The 16,974-nt window shown below is 46.1% G+C and carries 20 protein-coding genes and 1 riboswitch; of the genes, 13 read left to right on the forward strand and 7 right to left on the reverse strand.

Annotated elements, in window-relative coordinates:
• Positions 1 to 92: 92 nt before the first annotated feature.
• Positions 93 to 1,133 carry a ketopantoate reductase family protein gene (locus tag BGM27_RS13955; protein WP_007410076.1) on the reverse strand — a complete coding sequence of 347 codons (1,041 nt, stop codon included), beginning with the start codon at positions 1,131 to 1,133 and terminating at the stop codon, positions 93 to 95.
• Positions 1,134 to 1,145: 12 nt separating this feature from the next.
• On the reverse strand, positions 1,146 to 1,892 hold the full coding sequence (locus tag BGM27_RS13960; protein WP_007410077.1) for an acetoacetate decarboxylase: 747 nt from the start codon (positions 1,890 to 1,892) through the stop codon (positions 1,146 to 1,148).
• Between the two features lie 122 nt (positions 1,893 to 2,014).
• Here BGM27_RS13960 and BGM27_RS13965 point away from each other — a divergent pair, with 122 nt between their 5' ends.
• Positions 2,015 to 2,902 carry a LysR family transcriptional regulator gene (locus BGM27_RS13965; protein ID WP_007410078.1) on the forward strand — a complete coding sequence of 296 codons (888 nt, stop codon included), beginning with the start codon at positions 2,015 to 2,017 and terminating at the stop codon, positions 2,900 to 2,902.
• A 114-nt stretch (positions 2,903 to 3,016) separates the two neighbouring features.
• On the opposite strand, the gene BGM27_RS13970 is transcribed toward BGM27_RS13965, so the two are convergent.
• The 4 genes from BGM27_RS13970 to BGM27_RS13985 all read right to left on the reverse strand — a co-directional run bounded on the left by BGM27_RS13970 (position 3,017) and on the right by BGM27_RS13985 (position 5,834).
• The gene (locus tag BGM27_RS13970; RefSeq protein ID WP_007410079.1) at positions 3,017 to 4,612 is read right to left on the reverse strand and encodes an MDR family MFS transporter; all 1,596 of its coding nucleotides are present in this window, start codon (positions 4,610 to 4,612) and stop codon (positions 3,017 to 3,019) included.
• 20 nt (positions 4,613 to 4,632) lie between these two features.
• Complete coding sequence (locus tag BGM27_RS13975; RefSeq protein ID WP_003151828.1) at positions 4,633 to 5,094, reverse strand: MarR family winged helix-turn-helix transcriptional regulator; 462 nt, start codon at positions 5,092 to 5,094, stop codon at positions 4,633 to 4,635.
• A gap of 138 nt (positions 5,095 to 5,232) precedes the next feature.
• Complete coding sequence (locus tag BGM27_RS13980; protein WP_003151830.1) at positions 5,233 to 5,565, reverse strand: spore coat protein; 333 nt, start codon at positions 5,563 to 5,565, stop codon at positions 5,233 to 5,235.
• Between the two features lie 11 nt (positions 5,566 to 5,576).
• Entirely contained in the window at positions 5,577 to 5,834 is a 258-nt protein-coding gene (locus BGM27_RS13985) for a hypothetical protein (protein WP_003151832.1), read from the reverse strand.
• Between the two features lie 89 nt (positions 5,835 to 5,923).
• Between BGM27_RS13985 and BGM27_RS13990 the strand changes: the two genes are divergently transcribed.
• Entirely contained in the window at positions 5,924 to 6,832 is a 909-nt protein-coding gene (locus BGM27_RS13990; RefSeq protein ID WP_007410080.1) for a proline dehydrogenase family protein, read from the forward strand.
• A 29-nt stretch (positions 6,833 to 6,861) separates the two neighbouring features.
• Here BGM27_RS13990 and BGM27_RS13995 read toward each other — a convergent pair whose 3' ends face one another.
• A complete protein-coding gene (locus BGM27_RS13995; protein WP_003151836.1) occupies positions 6,862 to 7,002 on the reverse strand; it encodes a YuzL family protein in 141 nt (46 codons plus the stop codon).
• A gap of 190 nt (positions 7,003 to 7,192) precedes the next feature.
• Between BGM27_RS13995 and BGM27_RS14000 the strand changes: the two genes are divergently transcribed.
• The 11 genes from BGM27_RS14000 (at position 7,193) to BGM27_RS14050 (ending at position 16,967) form a co-directional block, all read left to right on the forward strand.
• A complete protein-coding gene (locus tag BGM27_RS14000) occupies positions 7,193 to 9,562 on the forward strand; it encodes a 3-hydroxyacyl-CoA dehydrogenase/enoyl-CoA hydratase family protein (protein WP_007410081.1) in 2,370 nt (789 codons plus the stop codon).
• A 10-nt stretch (positions 9,563 to 9,572) separates the two neighbouring features.
• Positions 9,573 to 10,748 carry an acetyl-CoA C-acetyltransferase gene (locus BGM27_RS14005; protein ID WP_003151841.1) on the forward strand — a complete coding sequence of 392 codons (1,176 nt, stop codon included), beginning with the start codon at positions 9,573 to 9,575 and terminating at the stop codon, positions 10,746 to 10,748.
• Positions 10,749 to 10,766: 18 nt separating this feature from the next.
• Positions 10,767 to 12,551 (forward strand): acyl-CoA dehydrogenase family protein, encoded by a 1,785-nt coding sequence (locus BGM27_RS14010; RefSeq protein WP_007410082.1) that lies wholly within the window; start codon positions 10,767 to 10,769, stop codon positions 12,549 to 12,551.
• Between the two features lie 113 nt (positions 12,552 to 12,664).
• On the forward strand, positions 12,665 to 13,021 hold the full coding sequence (locus BGM27_RS14015; RefSeq protein ID WP_003151843.1) for an arsenate reductase family protein: 357 nt from the start codon (positions 12,665 to 12,667) through the stop codon (positions 13,019 to 13,021).
• A 59-nt stretch (positions 13,022 to 13,080) separates the two neighbouring features.
• A complete protein-coding gene (gene gcvH / locus BGM27_RS14020; RefSeq protein ID WP_003151844.1) occupies positions 13,081 to 13,464 on the forward strand; it encodes a glycine cleavage system protein GcvH in 384 nt (127 codons plus the stop codon).
• Positions 13,465 to 13,518: 54 nt separating this feature from the next.
• Positions 13,519 to 13,755: a YusG family protein gene (locus BGM27_RS14025; RefSeq protein ID WP_003151845.1), complete on the forward strand. Its 237-nt coding sequence runs from the start codon at positions 13,519 to 13,521 to the stop codon at positions 13,753 to 13,755.
• Between the two features lie 69 nt (positions 13,756 to 13,824).
• The gene (locus BGM27_RS14030) at positions 13,825 to 14,190 is read left to right on the forward strand and encodes a toprim domain-containing protein (protein WP_007410083.1); all 366 of its coding nucleotides are present in this window, start codon (positions 13,825 to 13,827) and stop codon (positions 14,188 to 14,190) included.
• A 2-nt stretch (positions 14,191 to 14,192) separates the two neighbouring features.
• Positions 14,193 to 14,513, forward strand: coding sequence for a thioredoxin family protein (locus tag BGM27_RS14035; protein WP_007410084.1), 321 nt, complete (start codon positions 14,193 to 14,195; stop codon positions 14,511 to 14,513).
• A gap of 96 nt (positions 14,514 to 14,609) precedes the next feature.
• Positions 14,610 to 14,960, forward strand: a complete 351-nt coding sequence (locus BGM27_RS14040; RefSeq protein ID WP_007410085.1) for an SCP2 sterol-binding domain-containing protein — start codon at positions 14,610 to 14,612, stop codon at positions 14,958 to 14,960.
• A gap of 108 nt (positions 14,961 to 15,068) precedes the next feature.
• Positions 15,069 to 15,175: riboswitch (SAM riboswitch) on the forward strand.
• Positions 15,176 to 15,280: 105 nt separating this feature from the next.
• A complete protein-coding gene (metN, locus tag BGM27_RS14045; RefSeq protein WP_003151850.1) occupies positions 15,281 to 16,306 on the forward strand; it encodes a methionine ABC transporter ATP-binding protein MetN in 1,026 nt (341 codons plus the stop codon).
• Positions 16,299 to 16,967: a methionine ABC transporter permease gene (locus tag BGM27_RS14050; RefSeq protein ID WP_007410086.1), complete on the forward strand. Its 669-nt coding sequence runs from the start codon at positions 16,299 to 16,301 to the stop codon at positions 16,965 to 16,967. Before metN ends, BGM27_RS14050 begins: the two co-directional genes overlap by 8 nt.
• Positions 16,968 to 16,974 lie beyond the last annotated feature (7 nt).

The raw sequence follows: 16,974 nt of genomic DNA on the forward strand, positions 1-16,974 counted from the left end.
TAATGCACCCGTTTGTTTACGTATATTTCTTCCGCTTGCTGAACCAAGAAAAAAGGACCGCCGCAGCAATCCCTTTCTCTCTTTCCTATATATCACATTTCCTTTCGGATACGTAATAACTCTTCAAATGATTTTATATTTGTATCAAAATTGGGCACTGTTTGAGATTCCTCGGCACATTTGACTTGTGCTACAACCAAATCATGAAAAGGTGTTGAAATGCCCGTACCTTCTGCCATTTTGGGAATAACTCCATTAATATAATCAATTTCAGTTTTGCGTTTTTTCTCAAGATCCTGAAGCATACTTGCTCTTAGCAGCCTAGATGGTTCCATGGCTGACCTAAATGTTTGGATACGTTCAGGAATATCATTTTCACTTCTTAATTCCAAAGATTCTAAATCAAGGCCGCCCATTTTCGCAAATTTGACACCATTGGCGTGTCCAACCTTAATCGTCTCATCTGCGATATGGACTGCACTAACAATGCCGATTTCATGGTCAAGAATGTCTCCGTATTCTCCGTTTAATGCAGCCGATAAACCACTGAATGCATTATTGATAAGTAATTTTGACCACTTCGTTCCAACTAAATTATCGGAAATATGTGTTCCGCCGATAAGGTCTAAAACCGATTTAATACGCTGGATTCTTTCTGTTGTTTCACCATGTAATTCTCCAATTTGAAAAGCGTACTCTTTAAATTGAGTATACTCAGTTGTAAGTCTGGATACGCCTGGTTCAATAAATGTAGCACCAAATTCAACAGAACCTGCAATAACGCGTTCATCACCAACGATCGAAGCAACTTTCTGTTCAGGTATACCGTTTTGCAAGGAACATACTACACTGTCATCCTTTAAAAAAGGCAGCAACTCTTTAAGGATGGAGTCATTATATAATTGTTTCGTCAGAAGTAATATGAAATCATACTTGCCTGATTTGTTTTCAGGGGTGATGGCTTTCACCTTTGCTTGAAATTCCGTTGTACCAACTACTTTAGCACCAATTTGATTTAGAGTATCTACATGTTCTTTGTACGAATCAATCAATTCGACATCCATTCCGCCAGCAGACAGATATGCTCCAACTATGGTTCCTAAAGAACCTGCTCCTAAAACTGCAATTCTCATTGTCAACGCTCCTTATTTTTCCTCTAAGTAGTTATAAACCGGCTGTGCTGCATTTAAGGTTAGATCCGTAATAATATGAGATGCTGAAACGACTTCTAATACAGGCAAATCTGCAAGAGGTGCCAGAGCATGTTCAAATAATTGAAGCCGCGCCGGTCCAGTCCAGGCACCTTTAACTTCTATATTCGTTATTTGCGTCCGCACCAAATCACAAACCCTTAAATCACCATTGTAATCAGTAGCAATCTTAACCATAAAATTAGGTCGGCAAATTTCCCTTTTCGCTTTTTCCTTGTCCATTTCGAAATGTTTATATCCCATAGTGGCAGTTGCCACACGAAGACTGCCATAATCCAATGTGCCAACAAGAGTATCAGAGTCTATATACAGCTTAGGGGCACCCAATTTCTTTGGATATGCAGTAAGTTCCCGTCCGCTTGCAATAGCCGGGAAATTGTCAACATACATAGAATGTACATAATCTCCTTCTTCACCATTAAAGCTGACAGGGATGACTTGTCCTGCCTCTGTATAGGCACCAAGTCCGGAAACATCGGGCATCCACATGACTTCGAATTTCACTAAAGGTTCAGTAATTTCAAGAGGTTCCGGCACTGCTGCATGTAAAGCTTTTTCATCCGTTCGGTAAATAATATTTAAATATTCACGGTTAACAAATTTATAATTTGGGATAGGATAAGCAGGGGCTGTTAGTGGCGTATTTAAATTTTTTGCTATATCTTTCACATCAATTTTCATTGAATGACACCCTTTCCTTTTCTTTAACTATGCTATTATCTTACATTCGCATTTACATTTAATCCAATACATAATAAGGTATATATATATTTATTGAAATAAATGAGGGGGGGTGCAGACAGATGGAATTGCTGCAGCTAAAATACTTTCAGACAGTTGCCTATACTGAACATATCTCTAAAGCGGCAGAACAATTAAAGATTGCCCAGCCTTCTTTAAGTCTCACTATAAAAAGACTTGAGAATGAACTGGGAACAACCTTGTTTGAGAGAAAAGGCAGAAATATTAAGCTGAGTTCAGCAGGGAAAATTCTTTTAAAACATGTAAACAGGATTTTTACTGAGATTGAAAATGCACAAACGGAAATTCAATTGGAGGAACATCAAATTTCTGACACCATCAGAATATCTATTTCCAATCCAAGATTCCTTGCAGGACTGATGAGTGAATATATCAACCGCTCTCCTCAATCAAAAATTCTCCAAGCAATCGGAGTTAAAAGCGAGATCATAACAAGTTTAAAAAAAGGGGACATTGATTTAGGAATAACAGGTCATCCGATTCAAGATGAAGAGATAGAGAGTTGTGTGCTGGTAAATGAAGATATCGTTCTGGCTTTGCCCTCAAACCACCGATTTACGGGTAAAACTGAAATTTCTTTACGTCTTGTCGCCGATGAACCATTTATTACCCTTGCTAATAATGAAGAGTATAGAGGTTTCACAGCCTCGCTTTGTGAGAAAGCTGGTTTCACCCCAAATATTGCATTTGAGGCAGATTCTCATTTACTGGTCGAGATTATAAAGCTGGATCAAGGTGTGGCGTTGCTTCCTATTTCAGTTTGCAGAACATTGGGGCTGAATTTTATAAAAGTGACTGATCACTCTGCTTCATATCCAGTCGGCTTATCTTGGATGAGACATAAGCTATTATCTTCTTCGGTAAGAAATTTTCGTGACTTTATTATGTCGTACTATAAAGATAACTATGAAATGTTTAAGGTTTATTAAAGAATTCCATCACTATTTTTTTGAATTTTCACCCCCCATTTCCAATGAGGCGGAAGACTGGTCATTCCCAGATGATATAAAAAAATCCCGCGGCATCCGCGGGATTTTTCTTTGTTAAACGGCTTTCGCCTTTTCTTCTTGTTTGCCTGTCTTTTTGTTTGTCAGTTTAATTGATTTAACAAACAGCGTGAGGATCAATCCGGCAGCGATAAAGGCCAGGCCTGTGAAAAACACGCTGTGAAGCGAATCCATCAGTGACGTTTTCAAAACCGGCACGATATGGGAAGAAAATGCGGCCGGAATCTGCTTAATCGATTCCTGGCTGAACAAGGATTGAAGCAGCCCTTCAGGATTCTTGTCAATCATACCTTTAAACTGGGCGGCAAAGGCACTTGCCTGTTTCGGCAGTGAGTCTAAGTAAGGCACCAGTCTGTCGGTTAAAAGGCTTCCTGATCTGGCATTCATGACAGCGCCGAGCACCGTAATGCCGAACGTTCCCCCGATCATCCGGAAAAATTGGCTTGAAGAGGTCACAACACCCAGCTCTTCTTTTGAAAACGTTTCTTGCAGAGCGAGTGTGAGAAGCGGCATGACGAGCCCCATTCCCAGACCGATCACGGCCATATAGCATGTAGCCGCGAGCTTGCTTGTATCCAGCTGTAAGGTTGTTAATAAGAAGAAGCCGACGGCCATGATCAGCATGCCGATCATGATTTGCGGTTTAATACCGATCTTATAAACCAACTGGCCTCCGATAATACTTGTGATAATCATAGATACCATCATCGGCGTCATAATCGTGCCGGACGCGGTGGCGCTGACTCCGATAATTCCCTGCATAAAGAAAGGAACGAACGTAACGGCGCCGAACATGCCGATACTCATGAAAAAGCCGATCAGATTCAGTACGGTAAACGTTCTGTTTTTAAACAGGTACATCGGCAGAATCGGCTCTTTTGCTTTGATTTCAGCGAAAATGAATCCGACAATCCCGGCAAGTGCAAGCGCAAAGAGACCGAGAATCTGCCAAGAGCCCCATGCGTAATCCTTTCCTCCGAAGCTGAGCGCGAGGAGGAGGCTGACGATTCCGACGATCATTGTGAAAATGCCGGCGATGTCAAAGTTAATCGGCCCGGTCTGTTTTCTGCCTTGAAGTCCTCTTGCGATAAAGATCACGGCTAAAATTCCGACAGGCAGGTTGATATAGAAAACCCATTTCCAATTTAATGAGTCAACAATCCAGCCCCCGATTTGCGGGCCGATCACGGAAGCAAGCCCGTAAATCGCCCCGAAAAGCCCTTGGAACTTGGCACGCTGTTTCCCTGTGAACAAATCCCCGATGACGATCATAGCCATCGGCATCATGACACCGCCGCCGATTCCCTGAAGTCCGCGGAAAATAATCAGTTCCGTCATGTTGCTGGCCATTCCGCACAGTGCGGAAGCTCCCATAAAAATCAATAAACCTGATACATAGACGACGCGGCGCCCCAATAAATCTGCAAGTTTCCCCGCAATCGGAACGATCGTCGTCGAAGTTAAAAGATATGCCGTGGTCAGCCACGTCATCATGCTTAATCCCCCGAGGTCACCCACGATTTTAGGAATCGCCGTTCCTACGATGGTGCCGTCAAGGGCTGAGAAAAACATGGCGATGATTAAGCCGGTTATTAATAATGTGCGTTTTGGATCTTTCTTTTCAATGCTCATGTTTCGGCAGCTCCTCTTTTCTATTCGTTTTCTTTTTGATCAGCCGCGTATTTCTCGGCTGCTTCCGCTACTTTGCGGATGATGTTCACGGACTGAATCAGTTCATCGTCAGTCAGAACGGATAGGTTTCGCGCCAGTATCGCTTTCCGTCCTTCCACAACATCTTCGAATTTTGTTTCGCCTTTTTTGGTGAGGCTGATGTCGATGACGCGTCTGTCCTGCTGGTTATGTTTGCGGACGATAAGTCCTTTTTGTTCGAGGCGGTCGGCCATCAGCGTCACTGCACTCGGCTTTACCTCCATGCGTTCCGCAATTTCGGAAACTTTGCAGCTCCCGTGTTTTTTCAGGCTGGCTAAAACAAATAATTGGGCAGGCGTCACCTCGTGTTTTGCCATGCTTTCCACCATTTCAGGCTGTATGTTTTGCAGCAGCGTCTGAAGAGATTTCTGGATGTCAGACACATATTGATCCGCGTTTTTCATAACTCCTCCTCATCTTGTTCCTTGAGAAAATAATTAACATTAGTTAAATATAAATAAGGATTAATGATAAGTCAATCTTTTTGTGCAAAAATAAAAAAAGGATTGATGCTTGTCGAAAACATCAAATCCTTCTTCGTTTTACTGCTGGTAGGGAGACTGCTGCTGAATGGTCTGCCGGAACTTCTGATACGATTGCTGAAGCTTTTGGGTATCGGCTGCTTCAATGGAATACCAGCCATTTTGAAACATCACATCGTATAATCTTCTTTGCGCTTTTTGTGACTCATCGAAAATCGCCTGAATATCTTGATAAAGAGACTCGTGGCTGAACTCGTGCAGGGCTGTGCAATATGAAGCCGTGATGTATTTTTCCGTCGTCAGCAGCTCATTCACCAAGTCTCTGTCATTCATTTGCGCCGTATTGGGCACAGGCGTTTGCGGATTCGTGATTTTTTGGTTTTGCTGTTCCATGTATTGTCCTCCTATTGCATATAGCCTGTTGTTGTCTGTCCGCCTTGATCGGGGTTCAAGCGGCCTAATATGTGCTGATAATGCTTCTCATGCATCCGGCCGATCTGATCAAGCTCTTGTTTTAACGTCTGATTCTGGCAGTGTTCCGCCATAAAATGCGCTTTTTTCATGGCAAGCAGATTCCAGTTCAGCATGTCCTCAAGATACAAATGGTCTTTCGTTGAGATGACGGCAGGCGGCAAGTTTCCGTGCTGCTCTTGGTTGTTCATTTAAACGCCTCCTTCAATTCTGTTCTTTTTAGCTTTCTCTGCGATCGGAAATTCATACACGAATAAAAGAAAAAGGAGGGAGTTCATCCTTGCTGCGGAGCATATGTTTATTTTTGTCGAAAAATAAAATGCTTACAAAATTCGCCCAGGCTTACGGAATCCGCTTCGGTGCGGGAAGGTTCGTTGCAGGGGAAACACTCACGGAAGCTGTGAAAACGGTAAAGCGGCTGAACCAAAAAGGGCTGTCGGCTTCGATTGATTATCTAGGTGAATATGCGGGTTCAGAGAAGGATGCGAAAAGGACGGCGGAAGAATGTAAAAAAGCAATCAGGGCGATTGCCGAGAATCAACTGGATTGTGAGCTGTCGCTGAAATTAACATCCATCGGTCTGGATATTTCCGAGAAACTTGCGGAACAGCATGTCAGAGACATATTGACGGAGGCAAAAGAACGCGGCGTGCCTGTAACGATTGATATGGAGGACTATTCAAGATGCGGCCGTACGCTTGAGCTGTATAAGCGGTGCAAGCCGGATTTCCCGATGCTCGGCACCGTCATTCAGGCTTATTTGTACCGCGCAGCTGAAGACATCAGCGGTCTGATGCCATACAAGCCGCGGCTCAGGCTTGTAAAAGGCGCTTATAAAGAATCGGCGGCCGTTGCATTCCCTGATAAAAAAGCAACCGATCTTCATTTTCAGCAGCTGATTAAGCTGCAGCTTTTGAACGGCCATGAAACGGCGGTGGCGACACATGATGATGACATCATTTCTTATACGAAAACACTCATCAGCGAACATCAGATTCCCCGGGAGCAGTTTGAATTCCAAATGCTGTACGGCATCAGAACGGAGCACCAGAAGGAGCTTGCCGAAGAAGGATACAGGATGAGGGTGTATGTCCCGTACGGAACCGATTGGTACGGGTACCTGATGAGAAGAATTGCCGAGCGCCCGGCAAATGCGGCATTTGTGCTGAAAGGGATCTTCAAAAAATAACGGCTGCTCCAAAAAGCAGCCGCAGCATGTTATTCCATGTTGTCTTTTTTATATTGCTGATTTTGGCTCGTCCGTTTGCCGCCGCCGTATTTTTGCTTCGGTCCCGCATTTCCTTTCATGCTGGCCGCGCTCACTGCGGCAGAAGACGGATCTTTTCTCCCTCGCACCATTCCCTTCACCTCCGGGTTTAAGTTTCCCGCCCGCGCCACGGAACATGCGGAAGCAGAAAAATTTAAAAAAATTCCATATTTGCTATTGAAGTCATCCTGAAAATCTTTTAAGATGTAAGAAGAAAAGGGTTTCATTTTTTTTGCCGAAAAAATGAATGACTATTCATTCAAAGTTCAAGGGGGATGACTCATGCACAAGTTTATAAAGAAAGCAGCCGTTCTCGGATCAGGCGTCATGGGGTCCGGAATTGCCGCGCACTTGGCTAACATCGGAATTCCCGTCCTGCTGCTTGATATTGTGCCAAACGAGCTGACAAAGGATGAGATGAAAAAAGGGCTGACATTAGAAAGCCCGGAGGTCCGCAGCAGGCTGAGCCGATCGGCCATGCAAAAGCTGCTGAAGCAAAAACCGGCGCCGCTGACTTCGGCTGCCAATCTCGACTATATAACGGCGGGGAATTTGGAAGATGACGCAGCTCAATTGAAGGATGCTGATTGGATTATTGAAGTCGTCGTCGAAAATCTTGACGTAAAAAAACAGATTTTCTCACTCGTTGATGAATACCGGAAACCGGGAAGCATCGTGTCGAGCAATACGTCCGGTATCTCCGTCACAAAAATGGCGGAAGGCCGATCTGCCGATTTTAAAGCTCATTTCTTAGGAACCCATTTCTTTAATCCGGCCCGCTACTTAAAGCTTCTGGAAATCATTCCGATTCAGGAAACAGATCCTGACGTGCTGGAGTTTATGACTTCATTTGCAGAAAACACGCTCGGGAAAGGGGTCGTCATCGCAAAAGACACGCCTAACTTTATCGCCAACCGCATCGGTACGTACGGCCTGCTGGTCACGGTAAGAGAAATGCTTTCTTCCGGCTGCCGCATCGGCGAGGTGGACACGGTGACCGGGCCTTTGATCGGCAGACCGAAAAGCGCGACCTTCAGAACCCTTGACGTTGTGGGGCTTGATACGTTCGCCCATGTGGCAAAAAATGTGTATGATAAAGCCGACGGCGCTGAAAAAGACATGTTTAAGCTTCCTGAATTTATGAATGACATGCTGAAAAACAATTGGCTGGGCAGCAAATCAGGCCAAGGTTTTTACAAAAAAGAAGGTAAAACAATATATGAACTCGATCCGCTGACCATGACATACGGTGAGCGCTCGAAAATGAAGACGCCCGCTTTAGAAGCCGCCAAACAGGCAAAGGGCGCCAAAGGCAAAATGAAAGCGCTTATATACTCTGATGACCGCGCCGGACGCCTGCTTTGGAATATTACATCGCAAACACTCTTATACTCAGCCCGGCTTTTAGGTGAGATCGCTGATGATATCAAAGCAATTGATGACGCCATGAAATGGGGCTTCGGATGGGAGCTCGGACCGTTTGAGATGTGGGATGCCATCGGCGTCAGAAAATCAGCGGAGCGGCTCGAAGAAGAAGGCGCAGCACTCCCCGGCTGGGTGAAAGAAATGCTTGATCAGGGCCATGAAACATTTTATATGAAGGAAAACGGAACACCATTTTACTATTCAGACGGCCAATACAGGGCTGTGAAAGAAAATCCGAAACGGATCAGCCTGCAAACGTTAAAAGAAACAAAAGGCGTTATCACTAAAAACAGCGGAGCAAGTCTGATTGATCTCGGCGATGATGTCGCGCTGCTGGAATTTCATACGAAAAGCAACGCGATCGGCTTAGACATTATTCAGATGATTGACAATGCGCTTGAGGAAACGGAGCGGAATTATAAAGGTCTTGTCATCGGTAACCAAGGCAGACATTTCTGCGCGGGGGCAAACCTTGCGATGATTTTGATGGAAGCTCAGGATGATAACTTCATGGAAGTCGATTTTGTCATCCGCCGTTTTCAGCAGACGATGCTGAACATCAAATACAGCGCTAAACCCGTTGTAGCGGCGCCATTTGGGATGACACTCGGCGGCGGCACGGAAGTCTGTCTCCCGGCGGCACGCGTTCAGGCGGCGAGCGAATCGTATATGGGTCTCGTTGAAACCGGCGTCGGTCTTATTCCGGGCGGCGGAGGAAACAAAGAGCTGTACATGAATTATTTGGACGGCGGAAGTGAACTGATGGACGCAGCGATTAAAACCTTCGAAACAATCGCGCTTGCCAAAGTGTCCGGTTCGGCACACGAAGCCCGTGATATGCAGATTTTGTCCGCGGCTGATCGTGTCAGCATGAATCAGGATCACCTGCTGCACGATGCGAAACAGCTGGCTGCTTCCTTATATGACAGCGGATACCGCCCGCCTGCCCGCAAAAAAGTGAAAGTCACCGGGGAAACCGGATGTGCGGCATTACTGCTCGGAGCAGACCAAATGAGACGGTCGGGTTATTTATCCGATCACGATATGAAGATTGCGAAGAAGCTGGCCCATGTCATTGCCGGCGGAAGAGTCCCGTTCGGCACGGAGGTTTCAGAAGAATATTTACTTGAGATTGAAAGAGAAGCCTTTTTAAGCCTCGCTGGCGAGGCGAAATCTCAAGCGAGAATGCAGCATATGCTCGTCAAAGGCAAACCTTTACGGAACTAGGAGGGTGTTTATGAGAGAAGCAGTCATTGTGGCCGGTGCGAGAACCCCGGTCGGTAAAGCGAAAAAAGGATCGCTTGCAGCCGTTCGTCCTGATGATTTAGGCGCGCTTTGTGTAAAAGAAACGCTGAAACGGGCAGGCGGCTATGAAGGAAATATCGATGACTTAATTATCGGATGTGCAACACCTGAAGCCGAACAAGGATTAAATATGGCGCGGAATATCGGTGCGCTGGCGGGGCTTCCTCATACGGTGCCGGCCATTACGGTGAACCGCTACTGCTCTTCCGGGCTCCAATCCATCGCTTACGGTGCTGAAAAAATCATGATCGGCGCGGGAGACACCGTTATTGCGGGCGGTGCGGAATCCATGTCGCAAGTTCCGATGATGGGACATGTGACCCGCCCGAATATCGCTTTGGCGGAGCATGCGCCTGAGTATTACATGAGCATGGGGCACACAGCGGAGCAGGTAGCCGAAACGTACGGCGTATCCAGAGAAGACCAGGATGCATTTGCCGTCCGCAGCCATCAGAATGCCGCAAAAGCCCTTAAAGAAGGGAAATTCAATGACGAAATCGTGCCGGTTGAAGTATCGCTGACAGAAGTCGGTGATGACCATAAGCCGCGGAAAAAACAATTTACCTTTTCTCAAGATGAAGGCGTTCGTCCCGGCACATCGGCTGATGTCTTGGCGAAGCTCCGTCCGGCTTTTTCTAAAACGGGAACCGTGACGGCCGGGAACTCTTCACAAACAAGTGACGGCGCGGCGGCTGTCATGCTGATGGATCGCGAAAAAGCTTCGTCGCTCGGATTGGCGCCGCTTGTCAAATTCCGTTCCTTTGCCGTAGGCGGCGTTCCGCCTGAGGTAATGGGGATCGGTCCGATTGAAGCCATTCCGCGGGCGCTCAAGCTTGCCGGACTCGAATTACAGGATATTGGGCTTTTTGAATTGAATGAGGCCTTTGCTTCACAGGCCATTCAAGTCATCAGATCGCTTGGGATAGATGAAGAAAAGGTGAACGTCAACGGAGGCGCCATCGCGCTCGGACATCCGCTCGGATGCACGGGAACGAAGCTGACCCTGTCACTCATTCATGAAATGAAACGGAGAAACGAGCAATTCGGCGTGGTGACGATGTGCATCGGAGGCGGCATGGGCGCTGCCGGCGTATTTGAACTCATTTAAAAAAAGGGGGAAACGAACATGAAACAGGAAACGGTCAACGTCAAAAAAGGCGGCAGCTTTCTGATTGAAGAGACGGGATATGATCAAATATTCACTCCGGAGGACTTTACAGACGAACACAAAATGATCGGCAAAACGACAGAAGACTATGTCGTAAACGATGTGCTTCCTTATATCGATGAAATTGAAAACCATCAGTTCGAGCATTCGGTCAGACTGCTGAGAAAAGCCGGAGATCTCGGCCTCCTCGGAGCAGACGTGCCTGAAGAGTACGGCGGAATCGGTCTGGATAAAATCAGTTCAGCCTTCATTACGGAAAAGTTTTCACGTGCCGGCAGCTTTTCGCTGTCTTACGGCGCTCACGTCGGGATCGGCTCATTGCCGATCGTGTTCTTCGGAACGGAAGAACAGAAAAAAAACTATTTGCCGGACTTGGCTTCAGGACAAAGAATCGCGGCATACGCCTTAACTGAGCCCGGTTCAGGTTCAGATGCCCTCGGCGCGAAAACCACGGCTGTTTTGAATGAAGCGGGCACACACTATATTCTTAACGGAGAAAAGCAATGGATTACAAACTCCGCCTTTGCAGATGTCTTTGTCGTCTACGCTAAAGTGGACGGAGATAAGTTTTCTGCATTTATCGTAGAAAAGAACTATCCGGGCGTGTCAACGGGACCGGAAGAGAAAAAAATGGGGATTAAGGGTTCATCGACAAGAACGCTGATTTTAGATCAGGCGGAAGTCCCAAAAGAAAACCTTCTCGGCGAAATCGGAAAAGGCCATGTCATCGCTTTTAATATCCTCAATATCGGGCGCTACAAGCTTGCCGTCGGCACAATCGGCGCTTCAAAACGGGTGATTGAGCTGTCTGCCGCTTATGCAAACCAGCGCCGGCAATTTAAAACGCCGATCTCAAGCTTCACGCTCACTCAGGAAAAGCTTGCGACGATGTCAGCTCGGCTTTACGCGATGGAGAGCTCTGTATACAGAACAGTGGGCTTATTCGAAGATAATATGAGCAGACTGACGGAAGAGGAGCAAAAAGACGGACGCGAAGTCGCGAAGTCAATCGCCGAGTACGCGATTGAATGCTCGCTCAACAAGATGTGCGGTTCTGAAACGCTTGATTATATTGCCGACGAAGGCGTTCAAATTCACGGCGGTTACGGATTTATGCAGGAATATGAAGTGGAGCGCGCCTATCGCGACTCAAGAATCAACAGAATTTTTGAAGGCACAAATGAAATCAACCGCCTGATCGTAACGAGCACGTTCCTGAAAAAAGCAGTAAAAGGTCAGCTGCCGCTCTTTGAAAAAGCAAAAGCGCTCCAAGAAGAACTCATGATGCTGATGCCTGAAGAGCCGGGCTCAGAACCTCTTGAACAGGAAAAATACATTGTCAGACAGGCGAAAAAGATCGCCCTCTTGACAGCGGGTCTCGCGGCGCAGAAATACGGCAAAGAGATCGAAGGCGAGCAGGAAATCATGGTGAACATTGCCGATATTGTCAGCGCGCTGTACGCTTTGGAATCAGCGGTCCTCAGAACGGAAAAAGCAATTGCAGCGGACGGTGCCGAAAAAGCTGCGCAGAAGCTGTTATATACGGAAATCTTTGCCCAGGAAGCCCTTCAGAACATTGAAGCGCACGCCAAAGAATCACTGATCGCCATGGAGGAAGGAGATTCCCTCCGCATGATGCTTTCCGTGCTGCGCAAACTGACGCGCCTGACGCCGAAAAACCTCATTCAGAAAAAACGTGAAGCGGCAGCCGCCGTCTTCCGTGAAGAAAAATATACGGTCTGATCACATGCTGAAAGCGCTCCTTCATCAGGGGCGCTTTTTCATGAAGCAACGTTATAGGTTTTTACAAGTGATTGTGTTAAAATAACGACGATCATTTACAAGGGGTGAAGAAGATGTCGTTAAATTTTTACTGGTACCCTAAATGCGGAACGTGCCGTAATGCGAAAAAATGGCTGGAAGACCGCGGTAAGGAAATAAACGAAATACATATCGCGGAGGAAACTCCGTCGAAAGAAGAAATTAAAGACCTCTATGAAAAGAGCGGTCTTGAGCTCAAAAAGTTTTTCAACACGAGCGGAATGAAATACCGCGAGCTGAACTTAAAGGAAAAACTGTACCATATGTCAGAGGATGAACAGCTCGAACTCCTGGCATCAGACGGTATGCTCCTGAAACGCCCGATTACGACAGACGGCGAAAAAGTCACTGTCGGCTTTAAAGAAGACCAATTCGAAAAATATTGGATGTAATGCCAGGTTCAAAGAATTATGGTATCTTCTTATTATAAGAAAAAAATGGAGGGATTTAGATGAGCACACCGAAAGATATGCGTTATTCCAAAGAGCACGAATGGGTCAAAGTTGAGGACGGAAAAGCCCGCATCGGGATTACACATTTCGCGCAAGCCGAACTTGGCGACATCGTCTTTGTCGAGCTTCCGGAAGTCGGCGCCGAAATTAAAGCGGACGAGCCATTCGGCAGCGTGGAATCCGTCAAAACCGTTTCCGAACTGTACGCACCGATTAACGGAACGGTGACGGAAGTGAACGAAGACCTTGATGACAGTCCTGAATTCGTAAACGAGTCTCCGTATGAAAAAGCGTGGATGATCGTCGTGGAACCGGCTGATGCTGAAGAAATCGAAAACCTCATGACTTCCGAGCAATATGACGAAATGACACAAGAAGACTGATCGGATAGCAAAGGGGCCATTTGGACATTCTATCTGTAACGGGAGGTGTCTAAAATGGCTTTTGATAAACAAAAGGTCGATGTGACGGAGAACGTTACGGGCCGCTTTCAAAACGGCCGGTTTTCCTTATTTCATGAAAATGAAGCCATCGGCGAGATGACAGGCATGGACCAGTACGAGCTCAAACAGGGCTTTTCATTTGAAAATCAAAAATTTTATAAAACAGCCGATGTCATAAACGGCAGCGATCCGAAATATGTCGATTGCGATTATGAGAATGGCTGGTGTTAACAGTTGGCGGTGAATTTCACTGCCTTCTTTTTCAATCTGACGCTAAAACAATCGGCAGGTGACGCGCTTATGTACAACGGAGATGAAAAGGTCATTATCGTAGAAGGAAAATCTGATAAAATCAAAGTCAGGGAAGTGCTCATCGAACCCGCGGAAATCGTCTGTACAAACGGAACGATCGGCCAAACCGAACTGGAAGATTTGGCGGACCGCCTGTTTGACAGAGACGTCTATATTTTAACGGACGCAGATGACTCCGGAGAAAAATTAAGAAAACAGCTGAAACGGGAGCTTCCCGAAGCGCGCCATATTTATATAGACAGAACATACAGGCAAGTCGAGTCGTGCCCGGGCCATCATCTCGCATCTGTGCTGATCAGAGCCGGCTTTGATGCTGACACTGTATTTTTGAAAAAGAACGACCTGAGGTGGTAAACATGAAAGAACTCCTAGAAAATGAACTCGAATCGATTCAGGATGACGTTTATCTCCTGTATTTGTACACCCCGTTTTGCGGCACATGCCAGCTGGCGTCCAAAATGCTAACTGTCGTCGAAGAAATGCTGCCCGGCGCCGCCTTCTATAAAAACAACGTGAATTATTCCCCCGCATTCGCCAAAGCCTATCAGATTGAAAGCGTTCCGTGCTTTTTGCTGTTTAAAGGCGGAGAGCTTGTTGAGAAAGGATACGCCTTCCGCTCCGTTTCCTATTTATATGAGCTGATTAAACAAAAAACATCGCAAACGTTCCCGATGTGACAATATTTACAGGAAAATGTCGTGCGGTTTATAAAGGGTTCTGTCCGTTAAAAAGAGAAAGTGTATGTATGGCCATTAAAACGGGAGGTTATACGAGTGGAGAAAATAGAAGTTTCAGAGAATGACGGACAGCATCTGTTTTTGAAACCGCTATTAAACGCCTCAACGCTGCTGATTACATTCCAAGGAGAAACAGAAGCCTTAACGGTCTCAATTAACGGACAGGGAGAAATGAGAAAAACGTCGGTTTCAAAGGAAAAATCTAATTTGACCTTTTACGGAAACCAGACGGAAATCATTCATCTTCTGCATGGTGATGTCTCTTTGCAAAAGCTTATCCAAAGCGGAAAACTCAAAGTGAAAGGATCATTCAGAGCTCTGCTGAAGCTGGAGGCCATCCTCTGGCTGACAAACGGATTTTTTCAGGCGATCAGTAAACGGCCGTAACTCAATCTACTATGTGACAATAGCTTCCAATATTTATTTTATTGACTTTTTATCATTCGCCGTGCTATTCTACAGTAAGAATTTCCGGACGAAAATACGATATGTTTTCTCTTATCAAGAGAGGTGGAGGGAAGTGCCCTATGAAGCCCGGCAACCATCAACAATGTTGAAATGGTGCCAATTCACTCGAAGCGGTCTGCTTTGAAAGATGAGAGAAAGGCCTTTTTCAATAAGCCTTTCTGCTCATTTTTGCAGAAAGGCTTTTCTTTTGCGGAGAAACCCGGAAGATTTCTTAGAATAGTGTAAGGCGGGTGATTGCTTTGATCCATCTTCAAAATGTTTCAAAAATTTACAAAGCGAAGCATGGGGATGTCAATGCTGTCCAAGATGTCACTCTTGATATCAAAAAGGGCGAAATATTTGGAATTATAGGATATAGCGGAGCTGGTAAAAGTTCCTTAATCCGTCTCCTGAACGGCCTTGAAAAGCCGACGTCGGGAACCGTGGAAGTCGCGGGGACGGAATTAAATAAAGTAAGCAGCCGCGGGCTGAGAAAAGCGCGCCAGGAAATCAGCATGATCTTCCAGCATTTTAACCTTCTGTGGTCGCGCACCGTCCGGGAGAACATTATGTTTCCGCTGGAAATCGCCGGCGTGAAAAAAAGCGAACGGGTCCGCCGCGCTGATGAATTGATTAAACTGGTCGGATTAGAGGGGAAAGAAAAATCTTATCCGTCGCAGCTGAGCGGCGGTCAAAAGCAGCGTGTCGGCATCGCCCGGGCGCTCGCCAATAATCCGAAAGTCCTTCTGTGCGATGAAGCGACATCAGCGCTCGATCCGCAGACGACCGATTCAATTTTGGATCTTTTATCCGATATAAATGACAGACTCGGCCTGACGATCGTGCTCATTACCCATGAAATGCACGTCATCCGAAAAATCTGCAACAGAGTCGCAGTCATGGAAAACGGGAAAGTCGTTGAAGAAGGCGAAGTACTCCAAGTTTTCAGAAACCCGCGCGAACCGATGACCAAGCGTTTCGTTCAGCAGGTGACAGAACCAGAGGAGACGAAAGAAACCATCCAGCATTTTCTGCAGGAAACAGCGACAGGAAAAACGATTCAGCTTTCATTTGTCGGGCAGGCAGCCGAGCAGCCCCTCATTACGGAAATGATCCGAAACTTTGATGTGGACGTCAATATTCTGCAGGGGAAAATTTCACAGACGAAGGACGGAGCCTACGGTTCTTTATTCATTCATATTGACGGTCAGGAAAAAGAAGTAGAAAACGTGATCCGGTTCATCAAAGACAAACAGGTAGAAGCAGAGGTGATCACAAATGTTTGAAAAATGGTTCCCGAACGTTGATATAACCGAGCTGTGGACGGCCACATACGAGACCCTTTATATGACGGTCATCGCTTTAGTTTTTTCATTTATCATCGGAGCGGTTCTCGGTCTTCTGCTCTTTTTAACGGGCAAGGGAAGCTTATGGGAAAATAAAATCATTAACACCGTGATTGCGGCGGTCGTTAATATTTTCAGGTCTATTCCGTTTCTTATTTTAATTATTCTGCTTCTCGGCTTTACTAAGATTTTGGTCGGATCGATTTTAGGACCGAACGCCGCATTGCCGGCGCTGATTATCGGCTCCGCGCCGTTTTACGCCCGTCTTGCGGAAATTGCGCTCCGGGAAGTCGATAAAGGAGTCATCGAAGCTGCCAGATCAATGGGAGCAAAGACATCGACGATTATCTTCAAAGTGCTGATTCCTGAATCAATGCCTGCGTTAATTTCAGGCATCACCGTTACGGCCATCGCCCTGATCGGATCTACCGCCATTGCCGGCGCCATCGGTTCAGGCGGACTCGGAAACCTTGCATATGTAGAAGGCTACCAGTCCAATAATACGGATGTAACGTTTGTAGCGACAGTATTTATACTCATCATCGTCTTTATCATTCAGATTATCGGTGATGTAATTACAAATATAATAGACAAAAGATAAGGGAGGA

Origin of the sequence: Bacillus sp. FJAT-27001 (genome assembly GCF_019039175.1) — a bacterium.
Lineage (GTDB): Bacteria > Bacillota > Bacilli > Bacillales > Bacillaceae > Bacillus > Bacillus velezensis.